The organism is Streptomyces sp. UNOB3_S3, from assembly GCF_020740895.1.
Classification (GTDB): domain Bacteria; phylum Actinomycetota; class Actinomycetes; order Streptomycetales; family Streptomycetaceae; genus Streptomyces.
Genome location: NZ_JAILXP010000278.1, coordinates 1 through 9701 on the forward strand (window position 1 = coordinate 1; position 9701 = coordinate 9701).

Consider the following 9701-nt stretch of genomic DNA (forward strand, 5'->3'; position numbering starts at 1 on the left):
GGGGATGCGTGAGGTCCGGGTACGGAGAGGGTTACGCGTACGAGGAGGGGCGCGCGTACGAGGAGGGTTACGCGGGCGCGCGGCCGGGGCGGCGCTGACGCTCCTGCTGCTCGCGGCGGGCGCCGGCGGCTGCCGGCTCACCCCGGGGGAGGACCGCGACCGGGGGCCGGTCCAGGTCGGCACCACCGACACGGTCACCGCGCTCGACCCGGCGGGCGCCTACGACGCCGGGTCATGGGCGCTGTACGGCAACCTCTTCCAGTCCCTGCTGACCTTCGCCCCCGGGTCGAAGAACCCGGTGCCGGACGCCGCCCGCAGCTGCGGCTTCAAGGGCGACGACCTGCGGACGTACACATGCGAGCTGCGCCCGGGGCTGAGCTTCGCCAACGGGCACGACCTGACGGCGGAGGACGTGAAGTTCTCCTTCGACCGCATCGCCCGGATCAAGTCGCCGCAGGGCCCCGGGCCGCTGCTGGACACCCTGGGCTCGGTCGGGACGTCAGACGGCGGACGGCTGGTCACCTTCCACCTCAAGGTCCCCGACGCGACCTTCCCGCTGAAGATCGCCACGGGCGCCGGCTCCATCGTCGACCACCGCGAGTACCCCTTCGAGACGCTGCGCCGGGGCACCCGGGCCGACGGCTCGGGCCCGTACACCCTCAAGGACTACCAGCCGGGGACGAGCGCCGAGCTCGCGCCCAACGACCAGTACGAGGGCGCGATCAAGGACGTCGGCTCCCCGGTGACGGTCCGCTACTTCCCCGACCCGGCCAAGATGAGCGACGCCTGGCGGAACGGGACCATCGACGTCGCCGCCCGCCAGATGCCGCCCGCCGATCTGGCCAAGTACTCGCTCTCCGAGACCGGCTCCCGGATGACCGAGACCTCCGGCGCCAACGCCCGCTTCCTCGTCTTCAACCTCCGCGACGGCGCCCCGGCCAAGCCGCTCGCCGTCCGGCAGGCCGTCGCGGCCGTCGTCGACCGCCAGGCCCTCGCCAGGGACGTCCACCTCCGCACCGTCGAGCCGCTCTACTCGCTCGTCCCACAGGGCTTCACAGGCCACGCCACGTCCTTCTTCGACGCCTATCCGAAGCCCGACGAGGACCGGGCCCGCCGGCTGCTCCTGGAGGCCGGCGTGCCCACCCCCGTCCGCTTCACCCTCGCCTACTCCAAGGGCGCGGCCACCGACCAGGAAGCGTCCCTGCTGCGTCGGCAACTGGAGGCCACGGGCCTGTTCGAGGTGACGACGAAACGGGTGGAGTGGACGGAGTTCCAGCGTGGCTACGCCCGGGGCGAGTACGACGCGTACTGCGTCAGCTGGCTGGCCGACTTCCCCGACCCGGACACCTTCACCACCCCCCTGGTGGGCGACGGCAACGCCCTCCACTCCGGCTACTCCAGCGCCCGTGTGGAGAAGCTCATCCGCAAGGCCCAGCAGAACGACCAGCGCGGCCGGGTCGCGGACGACTTCCGGAGCATCCAGAAGATCGTGGCCGAGGACGTGCCGCTGGTCCCGCTGTGGCAGAAGAAGGACTTCGTGCTGAGCAACGCGGGCATCGCCGGGACCCAGTACCTGACGGACGGCACGGGCATCTGGCGGCTGTGGATGCTGGCCCGGATCTGAGGACTGGCTGGGAATGATCCACGGACCGGGCAGGCGGCCTTGTGGTGATCGCGCACGGCTGATCGAGTACCGCTGATCGAGCACCGCTGACTCGTGGAACTCCCGGAAGGGGACGACGTGCCGCAGCAAGAAGCTCCGCAGGACCTCATCAAGGCCGAGACCGTGGGAGCCTGGTACGACAAGTTCGGCGACCTGTACCACATGACCCTCGGCGACAGCGTCCACTGCGGCCTGTGGGTGTCACCGGACGAGCCCCACCCGGCGAGCATGGACCTCGTGGCCCTCTCCTCACAGGCGCAGGACCGCTACACCGACTACCTCGTCCGCCTGATGAACGCCCGCCCCGGCGGCCACCACCTCGACATAGGCTGCGGCCCCGGCCGCCCCGCCGCCCGCCTCGCCGAGCAGAGCGGCACGCGCGTCACCGGCATCTCCGTCAGCAAGGAACAGATCGCCCGGGCCAATGAGATGGCCCGCGCCGGCGGGCTCGCCGACCGCCTCACCTTCGAGGTCGTCGACGCCATGAACCTGCCCTACGAGGACGAGAGCTTCGACACCGCCTGGGCCGTGGAGAGCCTGTGCCACATGGACCGCGCCAAGGCCCTCGGCGAGGCCTGGCGGGTGCTGCGCCCCGGCGGCCACCTGATGATCCTGGAGTCGTCCCTGGCCGCCGAGCTCACCCCCGTCGAGCTGGGCCTCTACGAGACGGTCCTGGCCTCCAACCCCCCGCTGCCGCTCCCCGAGTTGTTCGCCCTGCTGGAGCGGACCGGCTTCCAGACCCTGGAGTTCAAGGACCTTTCCGCCAACCTGGCGATCAGCGCGGACGTCATCGCCCTGCTGCTGCGCGACCGCCGCGAGGAGCTCACGGCCGCGCTGGGCGCCGAGTTCGTCGAGCAGACGGACGCCGCGTACACGGGTGTCCGCACCATCATCCGTGAGAAGACCCGCTTCTTCATGATGCTGCTGCGCAAGCCCCTCGCCTGAGTGATTCGCCGGCAGTGAGGTCATTGCGACTGCGGGCCGGTGGGGGCTGATCGCGCAGTTCCCCGCGCCCCTTCGGGGCGCGGTGCGTGGCAGTCTGGGGAGATGGACCAGCACCCGTGGCGCTCGCCCGCCTCGCCGGGCGAGCCGCCCTACTACACCACCGACACATGCGCCGGGTGCGGCGCTGTCGTGCACGGCATCCACGGCCGGTGGACATGCGCGGCCTGCGGCGCGTGCAGCCCGTACCAGGAGCCGCCCGAGGGCTGGGCCTCCGAGATCACCCCGGAGGAACTGGCCACGAACACGGTGGGGTACGACCGGCCGCCCTCTCAGGGCCTGTCCTAGAGGCCGTGCCGGTCCAGGAAGTCCAGGATCAGCTTCTGCCACTCCTCCGGCCGCTCGGCCATCGGCACATGGCCCGTGTCGATCTCCGCGTACTCCGCGCCCGCGATCCGCTCCGCCAGGAAACGGGAGTTGGCCGGGGCCACCAGCGTGTCCTGGAGGGTCGCGATGACCAGCGTGGGCACCGAGATGCCGGCGAGGTCCCCGGTGGTGTCGGAGACGCCGACCACGGCGGCCTGGTCGGCCGCGCCCGCCGGGACGCCGCGCGCCACGAGCTCCAGGAAGGGCTCGACCGTCGTCTCCGGGAGTCCGTTGAAGAACGTCTCGCCGAAGCCGGTCAGCGCCACGAACCGGGCGAACGCCTCCAGGTCGCCCTGCTCCAGCAGCCGTCGCCACAGGTAGAGCGAGGCCTGCGTCCGGTTGTCCGCCTTGGCCAGACCCGCCGTCAGGACCAGGCCCCGCACCCGCTCCGGGTGCCGGGCGGCCGCCCGTACGGAGACCATGGTGCCCAGCGAATAGCCCACCAGGGTGAAGGTCTCCAGCCCGGCCTCGTCCGCCGCGGCCACGATGCCGTCGGCCAGTGCGTCGAGGTCCAGCGGACCGGTGGCACGCGGCGTGGCGCCGGAGCCGGGATAGTCGGGGGCCACCACCGTGTGCGCGGCGGACAGGGCGGGGAGGACGGGGACGTAGTTGCCCTCGATGCTGCCGCCCGCGCCGTGCGCGAGGAGGAGGCCGGGGCCGGTGGTGCCGTGGACGGTCGTGGCGAGTGCGGGAATCCGTGTCATGCGTCAGAGGTTGCCGTATGACATCAGTGTCAAGGTCAAGCGTGGGTGGGGGATTCGCTTATGCGCATCGGTGAACTGTCGGAACGCACGGGGGTCAGCGCGCGGCTGCTGCGCTACTACGAGCAGCAGGGACTGCTGGGATCCGAGCGGGACGGCAACGGCTACCGCCGGTACCACCCGGACGCCACCGAGCGCGTCCACCGCATCCGCGAACTCCTCGACGCGGGAATGACCACCGAGGTCATCCGCACCCTCCTGCCCTGCGCCCAGGGCGGCCCCGGTCTGCTCACCTGCTCCCACTCCGTCCAGGTGCTGGACGATCAGCTCGTCCGCGTGGAGGAGCAGATGGCCGAGCTGGAACGGAGGAAGGAGGCGCTGCGCGGGGTGACCGAGGCGATGGAGCTCCGCCGCCGGGGTTCCTTGACCTGAAGCATTGTTGAGGTTCTAGTGTGTCGTCCAGTTGATCATCTGACGACGGGAAACAGCTCATGATCCTCGTGACCGGAGCCACCGGAAACATAGGCAGCGCCCTGCTGAAGGAACTGCGCGCACACGGTGCCGGTCCGCTCAGGGCGCTCACCCGCGATGCCGCACGGGCCGTCTTCCCCGAAGGGGTCGAGGCTGTGGAGGGCGACTTCGCGAATCCGGCGTCGTTGAAGCCCGCGCTGGAAGGGGTGCGTTCGCTGTTTCTCGTGTCGCGTCTGGGCCCGGATGCCGACATCCTCGAAGTCGCCCGGCAGGCGGGCGTGGAGCACGTCGTGCTGGTGTCGTCCATCACCGTCCAGACCCACCCCCACCTCGGCCCCGCCGGTGAGAACCTGGCGGTGGAGCAACTGCTCAAGGCGAGCGGCATGGCTTGGACGATCCTGCGGCCGACGCAGTTCGCCTCGAACGCCCTCATGTGGGCGGCTTCCATCCGTGGCCACGAGACCGTCCGCGCGCCGTACGCGGACACCGCACTGCCGACCATCCACCCCGCGGACATCGCGTCGGTGGCACGGGTGGCGCTCACCGAGCCCGGCCACCGGGGGCACACGTACGCCTTGACCGGTCCGGAGCCGGTGACCGCCCGGCAGCAGGTCGAGGCCGTCGCGGCAGCACTGGGCCGGGAGGTTCCCTTCGCCGGGAGCAGCCGCGAGGAGGCCCACGCGCAGATGGCCGCGGTCTTCGGGGCCGAGGCCGCGGACGCGGTCCTCGACGTCATGGGCGGAGACGTGAACGACGAGTTGCTGATGGTGCGCGACACGGTTTCGCGGGTCACCGGAACGCCGGCCCGCCCGTTCCGGCAGTGGGCTTCGGAGAACGCCGACGCGTTCCGGTGAATTGCTCCGGGTTATCCGCGTGCGGCGTCCCAGACCGCGCTGGTCCCGAAGTAGGAGTCGTACAGTTCCTGGACCTCGAGAAGGCTCTCCGGCGGCACCTTGCCGTAGCGGATGCGCTCGAGATGGCGGAAGTACTCGAAGCGCTCCACCCCGGGCGTGATGATGACGAGCATGTCCGCGATCTCGCCGGGCGCGGCGGCGAAGGCATGCTGTGTGCCGGGCGGTACGACGACCACGTCTCCGCGCTCCGCGGTGACCACTTGATCGCCGGACAGCAGCTGGGCGGTGCCATCGAGGACGTAGAACATCTCGGCGGACTTGCCGTGGTGGTGCGGACGGGCGCCGTTCGCGCCCTTGCCGAGGGTGACACGCATGCTGGAGAGCGCGCCGCCCGTGGCGGGGCTGTCGACGAGGAGCTGGTTGGTCACCGGGCCGCCCACGCCCGTCAGTTCGGCGTCGGCGGCGCGTACGACGACGGTTTCGTCGAAGTCGGGAATGAAGAGGGACATCGCTCGCTCCTGAAATGTTGACCACCCGGAAACGTACGTCACGTGCCGGGCCGAGGGCCACAGTGGCTTCCCCCGGACAGCACTTCGTCCCGCCGGACGAATCCGACGGGACGAAGTGATCAAGCTGAACCGTACGGCCGGGTGACCGGACCGGAGATCAGAAGCGGCGCGTGATCAGCGCCCGCTTCACCTCCTGGATCGCCTTGGTGACCTCGATGCCACGCGGGCAGGCGTCCGTGCAGTTGAAGGTCGTGCGGCAGCGCCACACGCCGTCCTTGTCGTTGAGGATCTCCAGGCGCTGCTCGCCCGCCTCGTCACGCGAGTCGAAGATGAAGCGGTGCGCGTTGACGATCGCCGCAGGGCCGAAGTACTGGCCGTCGTTCCAGAACACCGGGCACGAGGAGGTGCACGCGGCGCACAGGATGCACTTGGTGGTGTCGTCGAAGCGCTCGCGGTCCTCGGCGGACTGCAGACGCTCGCGCGTCGGCTCGTTGCCCTTGGTGATGAGGAACGGCATGACGTCGCGGTAGGCCTGGAAGAACGGCTCCATGTCGACCACGAGGTCCTTGAGGACCGTCAGACCCTTGATGGGCTCGACCGTGATCGGCTTGGCCGGGTTGAGGTCCTTGATCAGGGTCTTGCAGGCGAGACGGTTCTTGCCGTTGATCCGCATGGCGTCGGAGCCGCAGATGCCGTGCGCGCAGGAGCGACGGAAGGTCAGCGAGCCGTCCAGGTCCCACTTGATCTTGTGGAGACCGTCGAGCACGCGCTCCTTCGGGTCGATCTCGACCTGGAAGTCCTGCCAGGTGGCCTCCGCCGAGACCTCCGGGTTGAACCGGCGGATCCGGAAGGTGACCGTGATGTAGGGCGAGGCCTGCGCCTCGGCCTCCACCTTCTCGAGAGTCGGGGTGCTCATCAGTACTTACGCTCCATCGGCTGGTAGCGGGTCTGGACGACCGGCTTGTAGTCGAGACGGATCGAGTCCTTGCCGTCCGCGTCGACCTCGCGGTACGCCATGGTGTGGCGCATGAAGTTGACGTCGTCGCGGTTGGGGTAGTCCTCGCGGTAGTGACCGCCGCGGGACTCCTTGCGCGCCAGCGCGGACACGGCCATGACCTCGGCCAGGTCGAGCAGGTTGCCCAGCTCGATGGCCTCCAGCAGGTCGGTGTTGAAGCGCTTGCCCTTGTCCTGGACGGACACGTTCTTGTAGCGCTCGCGCAGCTCGGCGATCTTCTCGACGGCCGTCTTGATGGTCTGCTCGGTGCGGAAGACCATGACGTTGGCGTCCATGGTCTCCTGCAGCTCCTTGCGGAGCTCGGCGACCCGCTCCTTGCCCGTGGAGTTGCGCAGCCGCTCGACCTGCTCCACGACGAGCTCGGCCGGGTTCTCCGGCAGCTCGACGAAGTCGGCCTTCTGGGCGTACTCGGCGGCGGCGATGCCGGAGCGACGGCCGAAGACGTTGATGTCGAGCAGCGAGTTGGTGCCCAGGCGGTTGGCGCCGTGCACGGACACGCACGCGACCTCGCCGGCGGCGTAGAGGCCGGGGACGACGGTGTCGTTGTCGGCCAGCACCTCGCCCTCGACGTTGGTCGGGATGCCGCCCATGGCGTAGTGCGCGGTCGGCTGGATCGGGATCGGGTCCGTGTAGGGCTCGATGCCGAGGTACGTCCGGGCGAACTCGGTGATGTCCGGGAGCTTGGCGTCCAGCTGCTCCGGCGGGAGGTGGGTGAGGTCCAGGTAGACGTGGTCGCCCTCGGGACCGCAGCCGCGACCCTCGCGGATCTCCGTGTAGATGGAGCGCGAGACGACGTCGCGCGAGGCGAGGTCCTTCATGACGGGCGCGTACTTCTCCATGAAGCGCTCGCCGTCCTTGTTGCGGAGGATGCCGCCCTCACCACGGGCGCCCTCCGTCAGCAGGATGCCCATGCGCCAGATGCCCGTCGGGTGGAACTGGAAGAACTCCATGTCCTCCAGGGGCAGGCCGCGGCGGTAGCAGGCCGCCTGGCCGTCACCCGTCAGGGTGTGGGCGTTGGAGGTCACCTTGAAGAACTTGCCGGTGCCGCCGGAGGCGTAGATGACCGACTTGGCCTGGAAGACGTGGATCTCGCCGGTGGCCAGCTCGTAGGCGACCACACCGGCGGACTTCCTGACGCCGTCGACCTCGGTGATCAGCTGGTCCAGGACGTAGAACTCGTTGAAGAACTCCACGCCCTCCTTGACGCAGTTCTGGTACAGCGTCTGGAGGATCATGTGGCCGGTGCGGTCCGCGGCGTAGCAGGACCGGCGGACCGGGGCCTCGCCGTGGTTACGGCTGTGACCGCCGAAGCGGCGCTGGTCGATGGTGCCGTCCGGGGTGCGGTTGAACGGCAGGCCCATCTTCTCGAGGTCGAGGACCGCGTCGATGGCCTCCTTCGCCAGGATCTCGGCGGCGTCCTGGTCGACCAGGTAGTCGCCACCCTTGATCGTGTCGAAGGTGTGCCACTCCCAGTTGTCCTCCTCGACGTTCGCGAGGGCGGCGGCCATGCCGCCCTGCGCGGCGCCGGTGTGGGAGCGCGTCGGGTAGAGCTTGGTGAGCACCGCGGTGCGGCTGCGCTTGGTCGACTCGATGGCCGCGCGCATGCCGGCGCCACCGGCGCCGACGATGACGGTGTCGTACTTGTGGATCTTCATGGTCGCGTCAGCCCCGGGCTCTAGCGGATGTTCGGGTCGAAGGTGAAGATCACCAGCGTGCCCAGCAGGACGGTGAACACCGTGGCGGTGTACAGCAGCATCTTCAGCCAGAAGCGGGTGTTGTCCCGCTCCGCGTAGTCGTTGATGACCGTGCGGAGGCCGTTCGCGCCGTGGAGCATCGCCAGCCACAGCATGATCAGGTCCCAGGCCTGCCAGAACGGGGAGGCCCAGCGGCCGGCCACGAAGGCGAAGCCGATCTTGCTGACGCCGCCGTCGAGGACGAGCTGGATCAGCAGGTGGCCGAGGACCAGGACGACCAGCACGATGCCGGACAGGCGCATGAAGAGCCAGCCGTACATCTCGAAGTTGGTGCGCGTCGACTTCGGGGTCTTCTTGGTGCGCTTGCGCGGCGCCTCGATGACCGGGGCCGGGTTGTCGACGTCGTAGAGGGAGACGTCGCTCACGGCGGCGGTTGCGGGGGTGGTTTCAGCGGACATCTCGCGACTCAGCTCCCGAACAGCGTGCGCAGCGTGTGCTGGAGCACGGGGTAGAAAGCGCCTGCCATCAGCACGACCCAGACACCGACGACGGTCCACAGCATCTGCTTCTGGTACCGCGGTCCCTTGGACCAGAAGTCCACCGCGATGACGCGGAGGCCGTTGAGCGCGTGGAAGAGGATGGCGGCCACGAGGCCGTACTCCATCACGTTGACGATCGGCGTCTTGTACGTGGCGACGACCTCGTCGTATGCCTCCGGGGAGACACGGACGAGAGCGGTGTCGAGGACGTGTACGAACAGGAAGAAGAAAATGAGGACGCCGGTGACTCGGTGAGCCACCCAGGACCACATGCCTTCCCGGCCGCGGTACAGCGTTCCAGCCGGCACGGAAAACCCTCCGGGAGCGGGGATTGGGGCCTGCCGGCTTCACTGTCGGTCGGGCCCGGCCGGGTACGGTCCACCGGCCCTGGCCATCGTAGCGACGCCTTGTCGGTTCGGTCCCCCGGGGTACGGCAGGTGTGATCAAACAGGCACGTACGGCCTAGGCCGAGCGGAATCCAGGGGCCTCCGGGGCCGTGCCGAGACCTTCCCGAGTCCGGGCCGAGATCACCCCGAGACCGCGGCGAGCCCTCCGGAGTCCAGGCTTCCGGTTCACGGAACCCCATCCTCCGATTCATCGGAACTCAAGCTTCCGGTTCGCGGAACCCGAGCTTCCGGCGTGTCCGGCGGGATGTGGGGGGTAGTCAGGGAGAAAACCCATATCTTCGACACCAAAGCCCCAAATGGGAGGTTTGCTCCATGGGACGGTCTGTCAGGATCACCCGGGCTTCGGCCGTCCGGGGAACGGTGGCCAGCTGCGCCCTCCTCGCCACCATGAGCCTCATGGGCTGTCCGCGCGACGGGCACGCCGGGCATCCGGGCGCCGACGACTCCCGCTCCGCCCAGGGCTCCGCCGCCGCCCCGGCC

General features: G+C 69.4%; 11 protein-coding genes. 5 read left to right on the forward strand and 6 right to left on the reverse strand.

Annotation, left to right across the window (positions count from 1 at the left end; genetic code table 11):
• Positions 1-4 precede the first annotated feature (4 nt).
• The 3 genes from K6I33_RS25440 (at position 5) to K6I33_RS25450 (ending at position 2953) form a co-directional block, all read left to right on the forward strand.
• Positions 5-1624 (forward strand): ABC transporter substrate-binding protein, encoded by a 1620-nt coding sequence (locus K6I33_RS25440; protein WP_229356868.1) that lies wholly within the window; start codon positions 5-7, stop codon positions 1622-1624.
• Positions 1625-1741: 117 nt separating this feature from the next.
• A complete protein-coding gene (locus K6I33_RS25445) occupies positions 1742-2608 on the forward strand; it encodes a cyclopropane-fatty-acyl-phospholipid synthase family protein (protein ID WP_229356859.1) in 867 nt (288 codons plus the stop codon).
• 102 nt (positions 2609-2710) lie between these two features.
• Positions 2711-2953 carry a transposase gene (locus tag K6I33_RS25450; protein WP_229356860.1) on the forward strand — a complete coding sequence of 81 codons (243 nt, stop codon included), beginning with the start codon at positions 2711-2713 and terminating at the stop codon, positions 2951-2953.
• Here K6I33_RS25450 and K6I33_RS25455 read toward each other — a convergent pair.
• A complete protein-coding gene (locus K6I33_RS25455; protein ID WP_229356861.1) occupies positions 2950-3735 on the reverse strand; it encodes an alpha/beta fold hydrolase in 786 nt (261 codons plus the stop codon). The genes K6I33_RS25450 and K6I33_RS25455 overlap by 4 nt on opposite strands.
• Positions 3736-3795: 60 nt before the next feature.
• On the opposite strand from K6I33_RS25455, the gene K6I33_RS25460 reads away from it, so the two are divergent.
• Together K6I33_RS25460 and K6I33_RS25465 are read left to right on the forward strand one after the other, a co-directional pair.
• On the forward strand, positions 3796-4164 hold the full coding sequence (locus K6I33_RS25460; RefSeq protein ID WP_229356862.1) for a MerR family transcriptional regulator: 369 nt from the start codon (positions 3796-3798) through the stop codon (positions 4162-4164).
• Between the two features lie 59 nt (positions 4165-4223).
• Positions 4224-5057, forward strand: a complete 834-nt coding sequence (locus tag K6I33_RS25465) for an NAD(P)H-binding protein (protein WP_229356863.1) — start codon at positions 4224-4226, stop codon at positions 5055-5057.
• Between the two features lie 11 nt (positions 5058-5068).
• Here K6I33_RS25465 and K6I33_RS25470 read toward each other — a convergent pair whose 3' ends face one another.
• The 5 genes from K6I33_RS25470 to sdhC all read right to left on the reverse strand — a co-directional run bounded on the left by K6I33_RS25470 (position 5069) and on the right by sdhC (position 9122).
• Positions 5069-5566 (reverse strand): cupin domain-containing protein, encoded by a 498-nt coding sequence (locus tag K6I33_RS25470; RefSeq protein WP_190025598.1) that lies wholly within the window; start codon positions 5564-5566, stop codon positions 5069-5071.
• 157 nt (positions 5567-5723) lie between these two features.
• Positions 5724-6482: a succinate dehydrogenase iron-sulfur subunit gene (locus tag K6I33_RS25475; RefSeq protein ID WP_229356864.1), complete on the reverse strand. Its 759-nt coding sequence runs from the start codon at positions 6480-6482 to the stop codon at positions 5724-5726.
• Entirely contained in the window at positions 6482-8236 is a 1755-nt protein-coding gene (gene sdhA / locus K6I33_RS25480; protein ID WP_229356865.1) for a succinate dehydrogenase flavoprotein subunit, read from the reverse strand. The genes K6I33_RS25475 and sdhA overlap by 1 nt, the downstream gene beginning before the upstream one ends.
• A 20-nt stretch (positions 8237-8256) precedes the next feature.
• Positions 8257-8733 carry a succinate dehydrogenase hydrophobic membrane anchor subunit gene (locus K6I33_RS25485; RefSeq protein WP_229356866.1) on the reverse strand — a complete coding sequence of 159 codons (477 nt, stop codon included), beginning with the start codon at positions 8731-8733 and terminating at the stop codon, positions 8257-8259.
• 8 nt (positions 8734-8741) lie between these two features.
• Positions 8742-9122, reverse strand: a complete 381-nt coding sequence (gene sdhC, locus K6I33_RS25490; protein ID WP_229356867.1) for a succinate dehydrogenase, cytochrome b556 subunit — start codon at positions 9120-9122, stop codon at positions 8742-8744.
• Positions 9123-9701: the final 579 nt, after the last annotated feature.

Coding starts and splice junctions, on each gene's coding strand:
- K6I33_RS25450 (WP_229356860.1), top strand. CDS start 2,711: ATGGACCAGCACCCGTGGCGCTCGCCCGCCTCGCCGGGCGAGCCGCCC.
- K6I33_RS25470 (WP_190025598.1), bottom strand. CDS start 5,566: ATGTCCCTCTTCATTCCCGACTTCGACGAAACCGTCGTCGTACGCGCC.
- K6I33_RS25440 (WP_229356868.1), top strand. CDS start 5: ATGCGTGAGGTCCGGGTACGGAGAGGGTTACGCGTACGAGGAGGGGCG.
- sdhA (WP_229356865.1), bottom strand. CDS start 8,236: ATGAAGATCCACAAGTACGACACCGTCATCGTCGGCGCCGGTGGCGCC.
- K6I33_RS25465 (WP_229356863.1), top strand. CDS start 4,224: ATGATCCTCGTGACCGGAGCCACCGGAAACATAGGCAGCGCCCTGCTG.
- K6I33_RS25455 (WP_229356861.1), bottom strand. CDS start 3,735: ATGACACGGATTCCCGCACTCGCCACGACCGTCCACGGCACCACCGGC.
- K6I33_RS25485 (WP_229356866.1), bottom strand. CDS start 8,733: ATGTCCGCTGAAACCACCCCCGCAACCGCCGCCGTGAGCGACGTCTCC.
- K6I33_RS25460 (WP_229356862.1), top strand. CDS start 3,796: ATGCGCATCGGTGAACTGTCGGAACGCACGGGGGTCAGCGCGCGGCTG.
- K6I33_RS25475 (WP_229356864.1), bottom strand. CDS start 6,482: ATGAGCACCCCGACTCTCGAGAAGGTGGAGGCCGAGGCGCAGGCCTCG.